The following is a 19,614-nucleotide window of genomic DNA, read 5'->3' as shown; positions in this document are numbered from 1 at the left end:
AGCTTAAAAACAACTAAACTTGCATAACAAAATAATAATGTTATATTGTTAAAACACATTAGAATAGTAATTAAAAAACAAAAACAACTTGAATTCAATTACAATAGATAACATCATTGATCCTGAAAACTTTAACGGGCTGTACAATTGGTTCTACAAAATGATCAAAGCATTTGGGTTAGGAGAATACGAAACTCATATCACGACCACTATTACCCTATTGTTAACCTTCACTGTTATAATGTTTATATTTGACTATGTACTCAAAAACATTATTATTGTATTAGTGAAGTCATTTGCTATTAAAAGTAAAACCAAATTCGACGATATCTTAATCGAAAATAAGTTACTACACAATTTTACGCATCTTATTCCTGTTTTTGTAGCTAAGATATTCTTTCCAATATTCTTTAAAGGCTTTCCTAATCTAACCCAATTCATGATAGCTGTAACTAATATACTATTAATTATAGCTTTGACTTTGGTATTGAGATCAGTCATCAAGAGTATCAGAGATTACGCCAAAACAAAACCAAAATTAGCAGACAAACCCATTGACAGTTATTCGCAAGTTTCGTCAATATTCTTATATTTCTTTGCTGCAATTTTTATCTATACAACTATTACAGGTCAATCACCAGCAAACCTCTTTTTATCCTTAGGAGCAGCATCGGCTATTCTAATGTTGGTCTTCAAGGATACAATAATGGGGTTTGTGGCGAGTATTCAAGTTTCAACCAATGATATGGTAAGAGTTGGTGATTGGATTGAAATGTCGAAGTTTGGTGCAGATGGAACTGTGTTAGAGATAAACTTGAGCACTGTAAAGGTTCAGAATTTTGACAAAACAATTACGACAATACCAACCTATTTTCTAATTAGCGATTCCTTTAAAAACTATAGAGGGATGCACAATGCAGGAGGAAGGAGAATTAAGAGGAGTATCAATATTAAAATGTCCTCTATCCGCTTTTTAGAAAAAGATGAAATAGAGAACCTCAAAAAGATTCAACTATTAAAACCTTATATCGAAGAAAGACAAAAGGAGATTGAAGAATATAATGCCAACACAGGTGCAGATCAATCAATGCCTGTCAATGGCCGAAGAATAACAAATATAGGAATGTTTAGAGCCTATGTATTGAGATACGCGCAACAAAACCCCCATATCCACAAGGAATATTTCTTAATGGTAAGGCATTTACAACCTACAGAACATGGATTGCCAATTGAACTATACATGTTTACCAATAGTACACAATGGGTATTCTACGAAAATGTCATGGCAGACATTTTTGACCATGTTTTTGCAGCAGTAGATTATTTTCACCTTGAAGTATATGAATTACCATCTTCTGACGACGTGAGACAATTCATTTCAAATAGTAAACATTAAGAGATTTACAGTCAATCACTTGATCATCAATACACCACCCAAGTGATTGACTATAAACCTAATTTCTCAATAATACTCTCTACTTTTAACTCTGTATTAGATAGCTTCTCCTTACAGAATACAATCAGCGTAGAAGCTCTTTCCACCTTAACTGCCAAATCATCAATTGTCACTTGGTTATCCTTTAATTCGCTTAGAATAGCTTCTAATTCTTTTACTGCGCTTTCATAGGTAAGTGTTTCCATTTTTCTTTCTCTTTTATATCTTTAATTACAATTTCGAAACGTTTATTAAATACATCCACTTGAATGACATCCCCTTCACGAAGTGAAGTAAATTCATTAATTGTCTTATTTTGATACCAGACAATAGCCAGTCCCATTTTCATCAGTGAATCCAAGTCGTATAAATTCGGAATCTGCTCCAAGTGTTCTACTCTGAGTTTTTCCTTTTTCAAAGTCGAAGAAACCCTCAACTCCAAAACCTCACGGAGTTGTGCTATGTTCTGCTTATTACTTCTCAGATTCTCACCAAACAAGTACGCTACCAGGCTTCCCTTCTCACGCAGTTTGTTGCGTTCAGTTAAACAAATTGAACTTGGAGCATAATGTATGGTTTGACTTGCAAGGTTAATTACCGAATGCTCTTTTTGAATCCGTCCATTCGATTCAACAACAAGCAAATTAACATCCGATTTTAGCTTGTTTTTCTCATACAACAACACTCTTGAAGTTTCAATTTTCAAATGAGAACTAAGTTTTTCTAATACATGTCCTTGAATCTCAACTTGCTGTTTAGCAATAGAAGTGATACTATCATAAAGGCTCTTTACCTGCGTGTGAAACTGAACAGCTCTTTCAACAATAAAAGCAGCGACAGCACTGGGTGTTTTAAACCTTTTATTAGCCACAAAATCAGCTACAGTCGTATCGACTTCATGACCAATACCCGTAAATACAGCTGTGTGCAATCTCGCTAATACTTCTGCCAAGGCATAGTTGTTAAACTCATCCAAGTCCAAAGCTGCACCACCTCCCCTTAGCAAAACAACAACATCATAGGTGTTTTCAGGAATCTGATTTAGCTTATTAATAATTTCCACATGAGCATTGTCTCCCTGTACACGACAATCAAAGTAATCAATATCGAAGGCAAATCCATACTCATTTTGTTCCAACTGATTAATGAAGTCAATATGCCCAGCCGTATTCAAAGATCCAACTAAAGCAATCTTCTGAATAACAAGAGGAAAAGAAAGCTTCTTATTTAAATCGAGTAATCCATTTACCTCTAACTTCTTAATTGCCTCTTGCTTTCTTCGTTCAACTTCGCCTAATGAGAAACTCAAATCAACGTCCAACACATTGACCGAAAAACCAAAAACCACATTATAAACAACTTCACATAAACACAAGATTTCAGCACCTTCTTTTAGAATATTATTTGCCTCTTTATCCAACTTAGAATAGATGACATTAGCCGCGTGATTCCAAATGGTTCCCCTTGCTTTAGCAAGAACAACTCCGTCACTATTCTCTACCAATTCTAAATAAACATGCCCTCTCCTATCTCTCTTAAACTGAGAGATCTCCACTTTCATCCAAAAAGTATGTCCAGATATAGACTCGTCAAATATCTGTTTTACCCTACCTAAAATAGTACTTAATGTAAACCACTTGATTTCCTCTTTCACGGCAAAAAACTTAGACTAACAAAAATACAACCTTTATATCAATATAAATAAAGATGCTTTGCTACTAACTTTAGCATTATACACAAATGTCCAAAACACCACATAACAAACTGATTAACAATGATAAGCAATCCAAAAGATAAGGATCTCTAAAATACGTTATCAATTGCCTTTCGTTGATGACAAACTACTATAGAAATTGTTTTAAATCACTTAAGCACTTTTGGGTATAAGAAAGCCATGGCACTCTTCATCGTAAAAGTGGAACTTATTATAGCATTTACAAATCAAATACAGCAAAGGTAAATAGTACCTAAAATTACAATTGAACCCAACTCTATATCTTAGAAAAGCGTACAAAAACACCCATAATAAAATAAAATTATTTGAAAATTAAAACTCAAAATACAGCAATCACAGGGATATATTGTCTACTAATAGGAGTAATATTATTTACTTAGCTATAACTTTTTTATATTTGTGACCTATTTAAAATTAGACTATGACTACAGTAAAAATTATTAATAAATCCCAACATTCTTTACCAAATTACGAAACTGCACAATCTGCAGGTATGGATTTAAAAGCAAACTTAAGTGAAGCAGTAACTTTGGGAAGTTTAGAAAGAGCAATTATACCTACGGGATTGTACTTAGAACTACCTGAAGGATATGAAGCACAGATACGCCCTCGAAGCGGATTAGCTGCAAAAAAGGGAATCACTCTATTAAACAGTCCTGGGACAATTGATGCAGACTATAGAGGAGAAATTGGAGTGATTGTAGTCAACTTATCCAAAGAGCCATTCACAATCGAAAATGGAGAGAGAATCGCTCAAATGGTTATAGCAAAATATGAACAAATTGCTTGGCAACCTGTTGAAATATTAACTGAAACCACAAGAGGAGAAGGTGGATTTGGAAGTACAGGTCGCAAATAGTAAAAGAAAATATTAATAAAAAGATTTAACAAATGAAGATTATAGTTCCAATGGCAGGACGAGGATCTCGCTTACGCCCCCATACACTTACAGTACCTAAACCTTTAATACCAATAGCAGGAAAGCCGATAGTACACAGATTAGTAGAGGATATTGCTAAGGTTTTAAATGACAAGATAGAAGAAATAGCATTCATTATTCACGAAAGCTTTGGAAAGGATGTTGAGAAAGATCTGATCACTATTGCTGAGAAATTAGGAGCGAAAGGAACCATTTGTTATCAGAACGAAGCATTGGGAACGGCTCATGCTATCCTATGTGCTAAAGAAAGTATGCAAGGACCAATTGTCGTAGCTTATGCAGACACCTTATTCCGCGCTGATTTCAACTTAGACAAAGATGCCGATAGCGTTATTTGGGTTAAGCAAGTAAAAGACCCAAGTGCTTTTGGAGTTGTAAAAATGAATGACAAAAAGCAAATTATCGATTTCGTAGAGAAACCGAAAGAATTTGTTTCAGATTTAGCAATTATAGGGATTTACTATTTCAAAAGTGGAGAAACTTTACGCAGTGAATTAGAATATCTCTTGGATAATAATATCATCAAGGGAGGAGAATATCAGCTAACTGATGCCTTAGAAAACATGAAACAGAAAGGAATGTTATTCATGCCTGGGCAAGTAGATGAATGGATGGACTGTGGTAACAAAAATGTAACAGTAGACACCAACAATAGAATGCTTGATTTCTTAGAAGCTGAAAATGCAAATTACATTTCTCCAACTGTAGTAAATGAAAACAGCACAATCATACCACCTTGTTTTATTGGAGACAATGTAGTTTTAAGAAATGCTACAGTAGGTCCAAATGTTTCCTTAGGAGAAAACACAAAAGTAGAAAATGCGACAATCAAAAACAGTTTGATCCAAACAAACTCAATTATTCGCAATGCAAACTTAGACAATGCGATGGTAGGAAACCACGCTGTCTATGATGGCAAACACACTAATATAAGTATTGGAGATTATTCCGTTTTAGAATAAAAAATCTTAAATCCGTTTTAAAAGCAGTTTAAAACGGATTTTTTTTAGTTATATTGGTTCATTAAACCCGTTTAAGAAGCAAATTTGATATGAAAAAAATCTTGTTGGTGGTATTTTGTCTTACCCTTTTAGTAGCTTGTAAAAAAAACAAGAATAGTTTAAACCTTGACGAAGGCAATGCGACAAATACAAAAACTGTCCTTACTATCTTAAATGAACACAGTAAACACGCACAGAACTTTAAGACAACCTTAATTCGAAGTTCAGCCTCTTATGAAACAGATAAGCAAAGTCAAAAGTTTGCTATAGACATCTCCATAGAAAAAGACAAGCAAATCATGCTCAATATACGCTACATTGGTTTTCCAGTAGCTAAAGCGTTGATCACACCTGAGCAAGTTCAATTCTATGATAAGTGGAACAAAGTTTACTTCAAAGGCACCTTTGATATCCTTACGCAATGGATTGGTACTGAATTGGATTTTAACCGATTTCAAAACCTATTACTGGGACAAGCGCTCGATAGCAAAGACAAAACAAACAACCTTCAATCAAGTATTGCAGAAGGCTTACATAAAATAGAATCAACTATCGATACTGATGTACAATCTACCTATTATTTCGAGGACAAAAATGGCCTGTTGAAAAAAGAAGAAATTTCGGAACCACAGCAAAATAGAAAAGTAACTATCAGCTATCCAAATTATCAGCGAATTGGAAAGTACACAGCGCCTACTGAAATAAATATTAAGGCTGAACAAGAAAAAAGCATAAATTTGAACATTCGTTATGAAAAGGTAACATTTAATGAAAAAACCAATTTTCAATATAAAGTACCAAGCGGATACAAAGAAATTAAAATAAATCAATAGGGAACCTCGCTACATATGAGAGCAAAATATATTACAATAGCACTACTACTTACATCTGCATTCAGCTGGAGCCAACAAAAAGAAACTCAAGCACAACTTGAACGCAGAAAGCAACAGATTATGATCGAAATCAAGTCTGTGCAAAAGCTATTGCAAGTAGAGAGAACAAAAGAGCGTAATATATTATCCGAAATAGAAGAATTCAATCGCAAAATATCCCTTAATCGCCAATTGATCAATAATGTTCAACAGCAAATTACGGTAACGACAAACAATATCGCGAAAACTCAAAAAGAGATCAACGTACTTGAAGCTGAATTGGAGAAACTAAAAAAGGACTATGCTAATATTATAGAAAAATCCTACAAAAGTAAATCCAATCAAAGCCGCATAATGTACATACTGTCGTCAGATAGCTTTCTGCAAGCTTACAAACGCCTACAGTATATGAAACAATATGCTGAATACCGAAAAGAACAAGGGGATGAATTACAGGAGAAAAAAGAAGTTCTCGATAAAAAGATTGCCAAACTTGCCATAGATAAAGAAAAACAAAGAGTTCTGCTTGAGGAGCAAAAAAGCAATCAAAAAGCATTAGAACAAGATTTAAGTTCACAGACTAATTTAATGGAAATCGTCAAAAAAGATCAAAAGAAATACAATGACGAGATTAAAAAGAAACAAGAACAAACAAAAGAAATAGACAAAAAAATACAACAGCTTATCCGCGAAGCAATTGCCGAGGCAAATAGAAAAGCAAGAGAAGCAGCAGCCAAAGCGGGTAAGACAACGACTAAGTCAACGGCGACTTCATCGTCAGCTACATTTGAATTAACTCCAGAAGGTAAATTAGTCGCTGATAACTTTAAAGCTAACCAAGGAAAACTTCCTTGGCCAGTAGAAAAAGGATATATATCACTGTCGTACGGAGATCAGCCTCACCCAGTACAAAAACATTTGACTATACACAATAGTGGTGTAGAAATCTCGACTGAACAAGGAGCACAAGCAAGAGCTGTTTTTCAAGGAGAAGTCCTACAAGTCCAAGTATTACCAGGGGGAAATAAGGCTGTACTTATTCAACATGGTGATTATATCACAGTATATCAAAACCTAAGTGAAGTATACGTCAAAAAAGGAGATAGTGTAAGTCTGAAACAAAGCATTGGTGTCATTAATACCAATAGCAGTGGTAAGACTGTCTTAAAATTCTTATTAACTCATAATGCGGATATTAACAATCCACAATCTTGGTTGAGTAGAAGTAATTAAAAAGGCTTAAAGCAATGAGTAATCAAAAAAGTATCAATATATATAAATGGATTGAAGATAATAAAAACTTACTTCAACCTCCTGTAGGCAACAAAAACATCTATCCGTTATCAGATGACTATATCGTTATGGTCGTTGGAGGACCGAATGCTCGTAAAGACTTTCACTATAACGAAGCAGAGGAGTTTTTCTTTCAACTACAAGGGACCATCTACATTGACATTCAAGAAAATGGCGAGCGAAAAAGAGTCACTTTAGAAGCAGGTGATATCTATTTATTGCCAGCCAAAGTTCCACATTCACCAATTAGAACAGAGAACTCAGTTGGCTTAGTGATTGAAAAGAAGAGAGCGAAAGGACAAAATACGAAAGATGGATTATTGTGGTATTGCGAGCAGTGCAACCACAAACTACACGAAGTCTACTTTGAACTAACAAACATAGAAACTGACTTCTTACCCCATTTTAACGACTTTTATTCCTCAGAAGAATTAAGAACGTGTAAGAACTGTAACCACATTATGGAATCAGACCCAAAATTCACTAAGTGAAATAACACTTAATCTATCCATATAAAAAATCCCCATTGTTATTTAAAGATAACAATGGGGATTTTTCTTTAACGAACTAAAAATTTCATATAGCAATGCATCAGCTATTCCAAAGATAAGTGACTATGCTAAAAATATAGTCCGTGAAAATTCTCTATTCCGTAAATGCTTGTACATTACTGAAAGATTAGCAGTTACTAAACAAACCAATTTACCCCAAGAACACATTCAAAATAGAGCCTTAATCCCCTCTACGAAGTAGATAAAATGACTAATGACTTAAAGACCTCCTAAGTACAAAAAAAGAGGGCAATACCTTGGGAGTTTTTTGCACCTTTCTTGGGGTATTCTTGCACTTTTCTTCGGAAAAAGGGGTGTTTTCCGAAGAAAACTCCCAGAAACCCCTAAGCATACCCAGAAAAAGTGCGAGGAAAACAACACAAATCACCATTCTAAAACAAAGCAATAAACAATTCGAATAACAAGAAACCACAATGCCTCGGCTATCCCCTATTGACTGCCCAAGACGAAAATTATAAAACACGGCTATGAAAGGTTCAAAAAAACACGTATAGCTATGATAAAGCGCCTTAAATGAATGAAATAAGTAAACTAATCAAACAGTAATCTCAAAGATTTTAAGACACTTATAATCATTTGCCGCAATTTTTATATATTAGCAATCAATCAACTATAAAAACCTAATAAATTAGAAAATGGCAAACTTAAATAACCAATTTGGTATTGAAGAAGCTTTACAGAAGCTTGGCTTAAAAGAAATAAATCACGGTTCATCTACGGGATTAAATTCATTTTCAAATGGAAAAATAATTGAATCTTACTCTCCAGTAAATGGCGCTTTAATTGGCAAAGTACAGGCATCTACTGCTGATGATTATGAAAAAGTAATGCAAACGGCAACGGAGGCATTTAAGACTTGGAGAAATGTACCCGCTCCAAAAAGAGGAGAAATTGTTCGTCAAATAGGTGATGAATTACGCAAAAACAAAGAATATCTTGGAAAGCTTGTATCCTATGAAATGGGAAAAAGCTTACAAGAAGGATTGGGAGAAGTACAGGAAATGATCGATATCTGTGATTTTGCAGTAGGTCTTTCTCGTCAGTTGTATGGCTTAACGATGCATTCTGAAAGACCACAGCATAGGATGTATGAGCAATGGCACCCGATAGGTGTTGTTGGTGTTATTTCAGCATTCAACTTCCCAGTAGCAGTTTGGAGTTGGAATACAATGATTGCATGGGTTTGTGGAGACGTTTGTGTATGGAAACCAAGTTCAAAAACGCCTCTATGTGGAGTAGCATGTCAAAATATAGTATCTAAAGTTTTCAAGGAAAACAATATTCCTGAAGGAGTATGTAACCTCGTAGTTGGGAACGAATGTGGTGATTTGATCAATAATGATCACCGTATCCCGTTAGTTTCCTTTACAGGATCAACACGCATTGGCCGACACGTTTCAAAAACCGTAGCTGAAAGATTTGGAAATACCATCTTAGAATTAGGAGGAAATAATGCTATTATTGTTTCTGAACATGCAGATATCAACATGGTTTTAGTTGGTGCTGTTTTTGGAGCAGTAGGAACAGCAGGACAACGCTGTACAAGTACAAGACGCCTTATCGTACACGAAAGCGTATATGACAAAACCATTGAAGTACTTCAAAAAGCGTATGCACAGTTAAAAATAGGCAACCCTCTTGATGCAACTAATCACGTAGGTCCACTAATTGATAAAGGCGCTGTTCAAGATTACTTAAACGCAATAGAAAAAGCAAAAAAAGAAGGAGGTAAAATAATTGTAGAAGGAGGCGTTCTTTCAGGTGAAGGTTATGAAAGTGGATGCTATGTAAAACCGTGTATCATAGAAGGTAAAAATGATTACGAAATCATACAAGCAGAAACCTTTGCCCCAATCTTATACGTTATGAAATACAGCGATATTCAAGAGGCAATAGCTATGCAAAATGGCGTTCCTCAAGGATTATCTTCATCTATATTCACTACTAACATGAGAGAAATGGAATTGTTCTTATCTCATGCAGGATCAGATTGTGGAATAGCCAATGTCAATATCGGAACATCTGGAGCTGAAATCGGTGGTGCATTCGGAGGAGAAAAAGAAACAGGAGGTGGTAGAGAATCCGGATCAGATGCTTGGAAAGCATACATGAGACGTCAAACCAATACCATCAATTACGGAACTGAGTTACCTTTAGCTCAAGGTATTAAATTTGATTTCTAAACGAATAGATAATAAATACTTATCGCAATACACAGAAAAGGGTTCACTGAGTGAACCCTTTTTATATTTTATCTCTATAAGCTACAATGAATCACGCGCTATACACTATTCTGAGCCGTATTAACGAACGCATCTACCAATCTTACAAGGATTTAATTAATTTTAAAAAAGAGTACAAAACTAATCCCTCTGCAATCAAAATTAAAAGTAGGTTGAAATAAAAGTCAGCATTGTTAAGATACATTTCATAGTTCAAAAAACTAATACCACTCCCCTTAAAAAAAGAAAGGTACAAACTAAAAATAAGTATAAAAAAGAAGCAGACAAGTGCTCCCGTCTTTTGAAATCTACTCATAACAGATCATATTTTAGGTAATTAATACTAGTCCTCATTGCTAATTATATACTACTACTGAAGCAGGCACGGTCGATCAAAGAATTAAACTCAACTACTCCAGGCAGAGTCAAAACAGCAACCTAAGCCAGTAATGTAGTACAGTGAAATAGAGTATTCCCTTTAAAAACATCCTTGAACAATCACCTAAATTTACACTAATTCACACTAAAAGAATTATACAAATCAAACATTAAACCACCAATAATGAAGTGAATAACAGACAAATAAGCACAATCAATATAGGGCATAAAGTCAAAAAAAAAGGAGTTCCTTGAAGGAACTCCTTTTGAAAAAGTATTTATCTCTTATTACGTTCTAAAATCTATATCCAATATTGATACCTGCATTAAACTCAATAGCTGAAAAGCGGTCGTTCACCTCACTACTGAAGTTTCTTGCAATATTTGCAAATGGATTGATAGTAAATGAATCACCCAAAGCCCATTTGTACCCTACTCCAACACCAAATATGAAACTGTCCATATCTACTTTTACAGTTTGATCTACAGCATCTATTTCATTCCATTTATCTTCTTCAAAGTTTCCAAATCTGTATTTCAAAAAAGGAGTAACCACATAACCACTACCATTAGCACCAGTCTTACCTCCAAAGTAATAGTTGTAATTAACCATTAAACTATTTGTCTTAAACTTTTGATTCTTACTGTTCTTTTCAGCGTGATAAGAAAATCGATCATTGATATTGAAATTTGCACCGATCGATTGGTTATGATCGATAAAATGTTCGTACCCTAACTCAACAGAAGCTAATACTAATGTATTCAAAACATTTATTTTAACCTCATTTAAAGCCTGTGCTTTTGCTCCAAAAGTACAAGCTAAAAACATTAGTCCTAAAAATAGTTTTTTCATATTCTAATTTGATTTAACAGCAAATATAATAAAATACTCAGTTATTTATGGTTTCTACCTTCTTCATCTGGATACATAGCGGCCACGGTGTCACTTTGCCAAAACTCCTTAGAATCAATATCAAGTATGGATATCTTTCCTAAAAAAGCAGCTCCTGTATCAATATTCCACACATTAGCAAAGTTTGTTGGTTCTGTAAAACCAAAGTGAGTCACTGGTGTGTGACCAATGTATACTTCGCTGTGATGCTTTAAGCGTCGAGGGTACAAGATATCATCTGGAGAAAGATTCGCATTCATACTCATGACAAGCTCCCACAAAGTACGATCCCAATACAGACTTTCTTCAAAATGTTCATCCGTAATACCTCTTGGATTAGTAAACCCGGCATGTACAAACAATCTATTTTTGTCATCAATATAGTAATTCATTAAAGAGTCAAAAAAATCTAAATGTTTCTGTACCTCTATTTCACTTAACTGACTATACGATTTCATAGAGGCATCTCCTCCATTATACTCCCATAGTTTATTCGTTTCTTTCGTTCTTAACCAATGTACCAAAAGCGTTTCGTGATTTCCTCGAAGAAAGATACACTTCTGTTTTAGTTTTAATTCTAATAGTAGGTTTACTACTTGAGCGGATTCGCTCCATCCATCTACATAATCTCCTAAAAAAATAAGAGTATCATTTGCAGTGACATTTGCACGGTCTAAAACTTGTAGCAGAGCCTTATATCCACCGTGAATATCACCAATAACAAGTGTTCTATTCATTACCTAATCCATTTCATATTTAAGCTTACGCAAGATACGCATTACTTCTTTAAAGGCTACAAACAATTGAGGATCACTGTGTTTTTTTAGGTAATCTTTAACCTCGAGTAGTTCGTCAATAGCTTTGTCGAAACCATTGAGGTAACACAACATCATATTGAAACACAATTTGTTTAAAACGCGTTCTTCTTTAGAGGTCAATCGCATTTCATTTTGGATTTTATAAATGACATTCATACTACTCCCATAAATATGCCCTAGTATATTTCGATTGTAGCTGGGCGGATCAAATAATAAAGTATTTGAAATACCATAAGTTCCATTGTCGTAAAAGTGAATAGCTACCTCTTCGAAAGGATAATAAGATGTTTTGTCATTCAGACCCAAATTTAGATACTCAGTAATAACAAATTCATTGTCGTCATAGTAGATAGTAACAGCATCCAAATCAGAGTAAAAAAGCTGAATCTGCTCGTTGACAAACAGGATATCCACTCGGGAGTAAAAAGGAGTTCCGCGAACTTTCATTTTGTTTCCAGCCCAACAAATGATAAACTGCTCCTTAAAGACACTATATCTGGCTTTTAAATCCTTGTGAGTATCAGCTACAAAACTGACAACTGTATCTAAAAGCGTCTTAAAGTCGATCTGTGAAACATTCTCGATACTTGTCACAACTTTGCTATTATCTTCGATAGGTACCTTTTCATTCGGAACAGAAGTACTCCCAACTCTGTAAAAAAAGGTCCCTTCCTCTATCTCATTAATTTTTCTTTTAAACGTAGTTAGAAGTCCATTTGGCTTAATCGTCACTAATCCAACTACCTTATCCTTAGGCAATAAACCAAAAGGAACATTGTCGTAGACAATGCTGGGTGCATTCTCCAAATAGGCGTTTACGAGATTCTGAATTTTACTATCGTCATAAAAATCTACGCCCGTAATATAATTATCTGTATCTTCAATGCCCACAAGCAAGTAGGAATTGTTGTTAGGGTTTGAATTAGACAAGGCACAGATATGTTTTAGAAACTTAGCTTTGCCTGACTTAGTATGTAGATTAAGCTGTCTTTTCTTATCGTAGAAGCTATTTTCGTCGTAATACCCGAGTATATTTTTAATTAGTAAACGTTTGTTAATCACATCATTTCAATTTTACTTCTTAAAATTATAAAAAGAAAGTCATAATTCACGCTTAATTACAAATTAAGCATTTTACATTTAACCATATATTAACAACTATATAAAGAATATTTTTCCAATTTGCGTAAAGGTTTAAAAAAGAGTCTATTTAACAAAACAAACAAGTATGGATAATACAGCTTCAAATTATGATATTCGTGAATTAAACGAATTAATTGAAAGAGAAAGTTCTTTCATTGATTTGTTGACAATGGAAATGAACAAAGCTATTGTAGGACAAAAACATATGATTGATCGTCTATTAATTGGATTGATAGGACAAGGTCATATTCTACTTGAAGGAGTACCAGGTTTAGCAAAGACCTTAGCTATTAATACACTTTCAAAAGCAGTACATGGAAGTTTTAATAGAATTCAGTTTACTCCAGACTTACTACCTGCGGACGTTATAGGGACAATGATTTACAATGTAAAGGAAAATGATTTCAGTATCCGTAAGGGGCCAATCTTTGCCAATTTTATATTAGCAGATGAGATAAACCGTGCACCGGCAAAAGTACAGTCTGCACTTTTGGAAGCGATGCAAGAGAAACAAGTAACTATCAGTGATGAGACATATAAATTAGAGCAACCGTTCTTGGTAATGGCTACCCAAAACCCAGTTGAACAAGAAGGTACTTATCCATTACCAGAGGCTCAAATGGACCGTTTCATGTTGAAAACGGTGATTGACTATCCAAAGTTAGAGGAAGAACGCCTTGTTATTCGTCAAAATTTAGCGGGAGAAAAACCGCAAATAAACCCTGTTGTAACTTTAGAACAGATCAAACGAGCTCAAGAGGTTGTTAAGAAGGTATACATGGATGAGAAGATTGAAAAATACATCTTAGACATTGTATTTGCAACAAGATATCCTGAGCAATTCAAATTAGAAAAATTAAAACCACTTATTAGTTTCGGTGCTTCTCCTCGTGGAAGTATCAACTTAGCAACAGCTGCCAAGTGTTATGCGTTTATTAAGCGCAGAGGCTATGTTATTCCAGAGGATGTACGCGCAGTAGTAGTAGATGTATTAAGACACAGAATTGGAGTGACATACGAAGCTGAAGCTGAAAATATCACTTCATTAGATATTATAAATCAAATTGTAAATGAAATAGAAGTGCCTTAATAATTAAGGTTCTTCTGGTAATTGATTTAACCTATTTGTACTGATCTACAAATAGGTTTTGAAGTTTGAACATTTTGAAAGATATGCTATGGATACCAAAGACATTTTAAAGAAAGTCAAAAAAATTGAAATAAAAACAAAGCGATTAAGTGATCATATATTCTCAGGGGAGTATCATACTTCCTTTAAGGGTAGAGGGATGACTTTCTCCGAAGTTAGACAATATCAGTTTGGGGACGATGTAAGAGCAATAGACTGGAATGTAACGGCAAGATATAACGAACCTTATATCAAAGTCTTCGAAGAAGAACGCGAATTAACACTAATGTTAATGGTTGATGTTAGTGGCTCTGAAAACTTCGGGTCAACAGATACTTTTAAAAATGAAATCGTAACCGAAATAGCAGCAACTTTAGCTTTTTCAGCTACACAAAACAACGATAAGATTGGTCTAATTCTATTTTCAGATCAGATAGAGCTATTCATTCCTCCCAAGAAAGGAAAAACGCATGTTCTGCGTATTATTCGCGAATTATTAGATTTCAAACCTAAGAGTCAGCATACTGATTTAGCACATGCGTTAGAGTACGCTACGAAAGTTTTAAAGAAAAAAGCTATTGTTTTTGTCCTTTCAGACTTTATCACACCGAACTTTGAATCTACATTGAGGATTACTGCAAAGAAACACGACATTACTGGTATTCGCGTCTATGACAAACGCGAACAAGAAATACCTAATGTCGGTTTAATAACAGTATTTGATGCTGAGACAAGAGAAGAAGTGGTACTCAATACTTCAAGTCAAAGTACGCGTAAAGAATATGAAGCCTACTTCCAGAAAAAGGAAAAGAAATTCTTAAAAGTATTTCAAAAATGTGGAGCAGGTACAATCAACATAGAGGTAAATGACAGTTATGTAAAAAAACTCTTAGGCTACTTCAAATCAAGATAACAATCATGAAAAAGGAATTTCTATATATACTCACAACTTTATTATTTTTTAGTAGTACGCTGTACGCTCAAAATAGAATTGAGTCTAAAGTAGATACCACTCAAATAAAAATAGGTGATAGTTTCTCCTATACAATTACAGCCCATACTAAAGAAGGGACAAAGATTACTTTTCCTGAAACAGAACAAATTGGAGCTTTTGAAGTCATAGAGAACTATCCGACAGATACAGTTGTAAAACAAGATGATATAGAGTTAATCAAGAAGTATGATTTAACGCAATTCGATGAAGGTTCCTACACTCTTCCGCAGGTACCAGTCATTGTAGATGCATCAATGTTCAAGACTGATTCGGTAAGAATTAACGTATTACCTGTACAAGTAGATACTCTAAAAACTCCATTATATGAAATTAAGGGTATTTCAAAAGAGGGTGCATCATTTTCTACTTACTGGTATTACATCATTTTCGTCGTTTTATCCATCGTCGTAGGTATAGCATTGTACTTATTCATTAAATACAAGCAGGAGAAAAACCTAACTGAGGACGATAAATATAAAACCCCTTATGAGAAAGCAGTCAAGAAATTAAAAAAACTTGAGGAGAAAAAGAACTGGACGAGAGGAGATGCTAAACCATATTATTCAGAGATGAGTAATGTCGTAAGAAACTTTCTTGAAGATACATTTGATATTTCTGCAAGAGAAATGACCACCTATGAGATTATGATACTCTTAAAAAACACTTTAAGAGATAAGAATATCAAACTAAAACCAGAGGTTATCAATGAGTTCAAAAGAATTCTCGAAACAGCTGACTTAGTAAAGTTTGCCAAATCTCAACCAACTGAGAGTGAAATCCAAGGAGATACGAGTAAGATACAGGGAATCGTAGATAAGATTAACGAGGCTTATCCTATATCTGCAGCTACTCAGACAGAGCGAATTAGAAGACGAGAAGAAAGGAAAAGACGCCGTATGCGCTTTCGTATTTGGTTGCCAATTGGCGTATCCATTTTCTTAATGTTACTTACAGGAATAGGCTATTACTTCACTACTGCAAGTGAAAGAGAGTACAGTCTATTTACGTTTAACAACACAAAGAAACTATTGGAAAAAGAATGGATTAGTAGTACGTATGGGTCAAATCCAGGTATCACTATTACTACTCCAGTCGTGTTAGTACGCAAAAATGAAACTGTAATTCAAGAAGCGAAACTTGATGGTTTAGAATCAATACAGCAGTTTAGATTCAAAACTTTGGAGGACCCTATCAGTATGATATTGAGTAATTCAGTAACGACTAAAGAGTTCAAATCAACTGAGAAGGAAATAATCGCTCATGCGATAAAGGCAATTACGCAAAATTACAAAGTAACGGATATACAATATGAGGAAGATGACTTTGAGAACTCAAAAGGTATAGTAGGTACAGAAGTATTTGGTAGTTTCAAATTAGAAGATACGGAGACAGGTAAAATAGAAGAAATAGAATTTGAAGGAGTACTGACCCAATATGGTGAGAACCGTAGTCAGATATGGGTTTTCTATCGAAATAATGATAAACTTGCAGTTGAATTAGTTCAAAGAGTATTTGAATCAATTCAATACAATGAAGAAAAATGATAATGAAAAATGTAACTTTTTTAAATCCAGAGTTATTTTGGCTTTTTCTATTGCTACCAGTGGCATTTTATATTTGGTATATCAATAGAAAAAAACAACATGCTACAGTAAAGTTAAGTACGACAAAAGGAATAAGAAATAGTAAATCAATTCTCATAAAGCTACTACCTGTATCTATTGTACTAAGGCTATTAGCTTTATCAACCTTGATTGTAGCATTAGCACGACCTCAAATAATCAGTGTGGATCATCAGATACATTCTACACATGGTATAGATATTATCATGGCAATGGATATCTCAGGAAGTATGTTAGCGAGAGATTTACAGCCTAATCGATTGGAAGCCTTGAAAACTGTAGCTGCTGACTTTGTCAAACAACGCGTAAGTGATCGCATAGGAATTGTAATCTACGCTGCTGAAGCTTATACAAAAACTCCAGCTACAAGTGATAAGCCACTTATCTTAAATGCACTGCGCACCATAACGTATAGCAATGAAATTGAAGATGGTACTGCTATTGGCGTAGGATTGGGAACAGCGATAAACAGAGTAAAAGATAGTCCTGCTAAGAGTAAAGTCATTATCCTATTAACAGATGGAGTAAATAATACGGGAGCAATTGATCCTATATTGGCAGCAAAAATAGCAAAGGAATACAACATAAAAGTTTACACTATTGGTATAGGTACAAATGGTTTGGCAGATTCACCAGTAGGTATGAAACCTAATGGAGAAGTTGTATATGAAAAAGTCCAAGTAGAGATTGACGAAGAATTAATGAAGGAAATCGCTCAGATGACAGGAGGACAATATTTTAGAGCAACTGACACAGATAGCTTAAAAAATATTTATGAAGAAATCAACCAATTAGAGAAGACAAAAATAGACGAGCAAAAGTTCGTTAATACAGATGAGAAATTTCACTTGTTTGCTTTAATAAGTTTTATTCTCTTAAGCATTGAAATAATACTAAGAAAAACTCTTTTTAGAGGATTTATATAAGTTTATTATGTGGGAACTTGATAATAAAAAATACTTTCTTTTATTAATTGTAATTGCAGCAATTGTAGGTCTTATCATTGCTGATTTGCTATGGAAGAAAAGAAAGCAATCTACTTTTGCTACGCACAAAGCAATGAAAATATTAGCGCCAAACAGATCTAAGAATAAGTCAATCATCAAGGCTGGTCTTTATCTTATGGCATTAGTTTCGATTGTAATAGGATTAGTTAATCCGAAAATTGGAACCAAATTGATAACAGTCAAACGTCAGGGTATTGACATTGTATTTACCTTGGATGTTTCTAAGAGTATGCTTGCAGAGGACATGGCGCCAGATCGTTTGGCTAAAATGAAACAACTGGTTTCACAGATTATCAATAATCTCGGACCTGATAGAGTTGGAATAGTTGGCTATGCTGGAACAGCTTTCCCGATGCTTCCAATTACAACAGACCACTATGCTGCAAAAATGTATTTGCAAACCATGAATACGGATATGGTATCCTCTCAAGGTACCGCTTTTGAAGATGCAATCTATGAAGCGAGTAACTTTTATGATAACCCAAATACCAGTAAAGTGATGATCCTCATTTCTGATGGTGAAGATCACGGAGAAGAAATGGATGGCGCTATCGCTATTGCTTCTCAAAAAGGAATAAAGATTATCACTATCGGAGTGGGTACTGAAAAAGGAGGTCCAATACCTATTCGCACTGCCAAAGGCGTTGAGTATAAAAAAGATTGGGACAACGAAATTGTGATTACAAAACTCAATCCAAATACTTTAAAACACATTGCAGAAAAAACGGGAGGCAAATATTACTATGGATCTAATACCCAAGAAGTCGTTGATTTAGTTAAAAATGACTTGAATAAGATTCAAAAAACAGACTTTGAATCTCAACAGATTTCTGAATATCAATCACAATTTCAGTGGTTTTTGGCATTTGCATTTATTTTAATTTTCATTGACTTATTCATTTTAGAGCGCAAAACACAATGGATGAAAAATCTAAACCTGTTCAATGAAAAGAATGAAGATAATGATTAATGATTTTTGATTATGAAGCACTTATTATATATAATAACTTTCTTTTTTATGTCCTTAGCTACTTTTGCACAAAGTGCTGGTAGAGCCCTAAGTAAAGGAAATGAAGGATATGAACAAAAACATTACGCACAAGCTGAAGCATCCTATAGAATAGCTAATTCTAAATTGGAAAACAATGCTACAGCCGAATATAATTTAGGGAATGCCTTGCTAAAACAAGGTAGAACAAAAGAAGCTATTTCGGCTTATGAACGTGCTATTAAAGTTGCCGATTCTAAATCTGAAAAACACCTTGCCTACCACAATATAGGTAACTCATATATGAAATTAAAGGATTATAAAGCAGCCGAACAAGCATACAAGTCTGCACTGAAAAATAATCCGAAAGATGAAGAAACAAGGTATAATTATGCTGTCGCAAAAAAACTAAATCAGCAGCAGCAAAATAAAGATCAACAAGATCAAAATAAAGATCAACAAGATCAAAATAAAGATCAACAGGATCAAAACAAAGATCAACAGGATCAAAACAAAGATCAACAGGATCAAAACAAAGATCAACAGGATCAAAACAAAGATCAACAGGATCAA

General features: G+C 34.4%; 18 protein-coding genes. 13 read left to right on the top strand and 5 right to left on the bottom strand.

The features are described 5' to 3' along the window. Positions 1-88: 88 nt before the first annotated feature. Entirely contained in the window at positions 89-1,396 is a 1,308-nt protein-coding gene (locus GOQ24_RS11295) for a mechanosensitive ion channel family protein (protein WP_155091979.1), read from the top strand. 50 nt (positions 1,397-1,446) lie between these two features. Here GOQ24_RS11295 and xseB read toward each other — a convergent pair whose 3' ends face one another. Both xseB and xseA read right to left on the bottom strand, forming a co-directional pair. Further along, positions 1,447-1,641 (bottom strand): exodeoxyribonuclease VII small subunit, encoded by a 195-nt coding sequence (gene xseB / locus GOQ24_RS11290; RefSeq protein ID WP_160339727.1) that lies wholly within the window; start codon positions 1,639-1,641, stop codon positions 1,447-1,449. Further along, positions 1,611-3,089: an exodeoxyribonuclease VII large subunit gene (gene xseA / locus GOQ24_RS11285; protein ID WP_160339726.1), complete on the bottom strand. Its 1,479-nt coding sequence runs from the start codon at positions 3,087-3,089 to the stop codon at positions 1,611-1,613. Before xseA ends, xseB begins: the two co-directional genes overlap by 31 nt. Positions 3,090-3,591: 502 nt before the next feature. On the opposite strand from xseA, the gene dut reads away from it, so the two are divergent. The 6 genes from dut to GOQ24_RS11255 all read left to right on the top strand — a co-directional run bounded on the left by dut (position 3,592) and on the right by GOQ24_RS11255 (position 10,031). After that, a complete protein-coding gene (dut, locus tag GOQ24_RS11280) occupies positions 3,592-4,029 on the top strand; it encodes a dUTP diphosphatase (RefSeq protein ID WP_160339725.1) in 438 nt (145 codons plus the stop codon). Positions 4,030-4,061: 32 nt separating this feature from the next. Beyond that, a complete protein-coding gene (locus GOQ24_RS11275; RefSeq protein WP_160339724.1) occupies positions 4,062-5,072 on the top strand; it encodes a sugar phosphate nucleotidyltransferase in 1,011 nt (336 codons plus the stop codon). Between the two features lie 89 nt (positions 5,073-5,161). Next, the gene (locus tag GOQ24_RS11270) at positions 5,162-5,944 is read left to right on the top strand and encodes a DUF4292 domain-containing protein (RefSeq protein WP_155091974.1); all 783 of its coding nucleotides are present in this window, start codon (positions 5,162-5,164) and stop codon (positions 5,942-5,944) included. 15 nt (positions 5,945-5,959) lie between these two features. Further along, positions 5,960-7,216 (top strand): murein hydrolase activator EnvC family protein, encoded by a 1,257-nt coding sequence (locus GOQ24_RS11265; protein ID WP_155091973.1) that lies wholly within the window; start codon positions 5,960-5,962, stop codon positions 7,214-7,216. Positions 7,217-7,230: 14 nt separating this feature from the next. Beyond that, a complete protein-coding gene (locus GOQ24_RS11260; protein ID WP_155091972.1) occupies positions 7,231-7,767 on the top strand; it encodes a 3-hydroxyanthranilate 3,4-dioxygenase in 537 nt (178 codons plus the stop codon). Between the two features lie 716 nt (positions 7,768-8,483). Continuing rightward, positions 8,484-10,031 (top strand): aldehyde dehydrogenase family protein, encoded by a 1,548-nt coding sequence (locus tag GOQ24_RS11255; protein ID WP_155091971.1) that lies wholly within the window; start codon positions 8,484-8,486, stop codon positions 10,029-10,031. A gap of 712 nt (positions 10,032-10,743) precedes the next feature. On the opposite strand, the gene GOQ24_RS11250 is transcribed toward GOQ24_RS11255, so the two are convergent. The 3 genes from GOQ24_RS11250 to GOQ24_RS11240 are packed head-to-tail and all read right to left on the bottom strand — an operon-like array spanning position 10,744 to position 13,220. After that, positions 10,744-11,301 carry a DUF3575 domain-containing protein gene (locus GOQ24_RS11250; protein ID WP_155091970.1) on the bottom strand — a complete coding sequence of 186 codons (558 nt, stop codon included), beginning with the start codon at positions 11,299-11,301 and terminating at the stop codon, positions 10,744-10,746. A 41-nt stretch (positions 11,302-11,342) separates the two neighbouring features. Next, on the bottom strand, positions 11,343-12,077 hold the full coding sequence (locus GOQ24_RS11245; RefSeq protein WP_160339723.1) for a metallophosphoesterase: 735 nt from the start codon (positions 12,075-12,077) through the stop codon (positions 11,343-11,345). 3 nt (positions 12,078-12,080) lie between these two features. Further along, entirely contained in the window at positions 12,081-13,220 is a 1,140-nt protein-coding gene (locus GOQ24_RS11240; protein WP_160339722.1) for a DUF5929 domain-containing protein, read from the bottom strand. 166 nt (positions 13,221-13,386) lie between these two features. Here GOQ24_RS11240 and GOQ24_RS11235 point away from each other — a divergent pair, with 166 nt between their 5' ends. The 6 genes from GOQ24_RS11235 to GOQ24_RS11210 all read left to right on the top strand — a co-directional run. Next, positions 13,387-14,391, top strand: a complete 1,005-nt coding sequence (locus tag GOQ24_RS11235; RefSeq protein WP_155091968.1) for an AAA family ATPase — start codon at positions 13,387-13,389, stop codon at positions 14,389-14,391. A gap of 88 nt (positions 14,392-14,479) precedes the next feature. Further along, on the top strand, positions 14,480-15,343 hold the full coding sequence (locus tag GOQ24_RS11230) for a DUF58 domain-containing protein (protein WP_155091967.1): 864 nt from the start codon (positions 14,480-14,482) through the stop codon (positions 15,341-15,343). Between the two features lie 5 nt (positions 15,344-15,348). Continuing rightward, complete coding sequence (locus tag GOQ24_RS11225; RefSeq protein ID WP_160339721.1) at positions 15,349-16,968, top strand: BatD family protein; 1,620 nt, start codon at positions 15,349-15,351, stop codon at positions 16,966-16,968. Between the two features lie 2 nt (positions 16,969-16,970). Continuing rightward, positions 16,971-17,972, top strand: a complete 1,002-nt coding sequence (locus GOQ24_RS11220; protein WP_155091965.1) for a vWA domain-containing protein — start codon at positions 16,971-16,973, stop codon at positions 17,970-17,972. Between the two features lie 7 nt (positions 17,973-17,979). Next, the gene (locus tag GOQ24_RS11215; RefSeq protein ID WP_155091964.1) at positions 17,980-19,023 is read left to right on the top strand and encodes a VWA domain-containing protein; all 1,044 of its coding nucleotides are present in this window, start codon (positions 17,980-17,982) and stop codon (positions 19,021-19,023) included. Between the two features lie 12 nt (positions 19,024-19,035). Next, a partial coding sequence (locus GOQ24_RS11210) for a tetratricopeptide repeat protein (RefSeq protein WP_160339720.1) occupies positions 19,036-19,614 on the top strand: 579 nt, incomplete at its 3' end.

It is taken from the genome of Myroides sp. LoEW2-1, from assembly GCF_009767705.1.
GTDB classification, from domain to species: Bacteria; Bacteroidota; Bacteroidia; order Flavobacteriales; family Flavobacteriaceae; genus Flavobacterium; species Flavobacterium album_A.
The sequence above is the reverse complement of the archived record's forward strand: the minus strand, read 5'-3'. Positions and strand labels throughout refer to the sequence as shown.

Bases quoted from the DNA above. Each gene is read 5' to 3' on its own strand.
- xseB (WP_160339727.1), bottom strand. From the start codon at position 1,641: ATGGAAACACTTACCTATGAAAGCGCAGTAAAAGAATTAGAAGCTATT.
- dut (WP_160339725.1), top strand. From the start codon at position 3,592: ATGACTACAGTAAAAATTATTAATAAATCCCAACATTCTTTACCAAAT.
- GOQ24_RS11275 (WP_160339724.1), top strand. From the start codon at position 4,062: ATGAAGATTATAGTTCCAATGGCAGGACGAGGATCTCGCTTACGCCCC.
- GOQ24_RS11270 (WP_155091974.1), top strand. From the start codon at position 5,162: ATGAAAAAAATCTTGTTGGTGGTATTTTGTCTTACCCTTTTAGTAGCT.
- GOQ24_RS11265 (WP_155091973.1), top strand. From the start codon at position 5,960: ATGAGAGCAAAATATATTACAATAGCACTACTACTTACATCTGCATTC.
- GOQ24_RS11260 (WP_155091972.1), top strand. From the start codon at position 7,231: ATGAGTAATCAAAAAAGTATCAATATATATAAATGGATTGAAGATAAT.
- GOQ24_RS11255 (WP_155091971.1), top strand. From the start codon at position 8,484: ATGGCAAACTTAAATAACCAATTTGGTATTGAAGAAGCTTTACAGAAG.
- GOQ24_RS11250 (WP_155091970.1), bottom strand. From the start codon at position 11,301: ATGAAAAAACTATTTTTAGGACTAATGTTTTTAGCTTGTACTTTTGGA.
- GOQ24_RS11245 (WP_160339723.1), bottom strand. From the start codon at position 12,077: ATGAATAGAACACTTGTTATTGGTGATATTCACGGTGGATATAAGGCT.
- GOQ24_RS11235 (WP_155091968.1), top strand. From the start codon at position 13,387: ATGGATAATACAGCTTCAAATTATGATATTCGTGAATTAAACGAATTA.
- GOQ24_RS11230 (WP_155091967.1), top strand. From the start codon at position 14,480: ATGGATACCAAAGACATTTTAAAGAAAGTCAAAAAAATTGAAATAAAA.
- GOQ24_RS11225 (WP_160339721.1), top strand. From the start codon at position 15,349: ATGAAAAAGGAATTTCTATATATACTCACAACTTTATTATTTTTTAGT.
- GOQ24_RS11220 (WP_155091965.1), top strand. From the start codon at position 16,971: ATGAAAAATGTAACTTTTTTAAATCCAGAGTTATTTTGGCTTTTTCTA.
- GOQ24_RS11215 (WP_155091964.1), top strand. From the start codon at position 17,980: ATGTGGGAACTTGATAATAAAAAATACTTTCTTTTATTAATTGTAATT.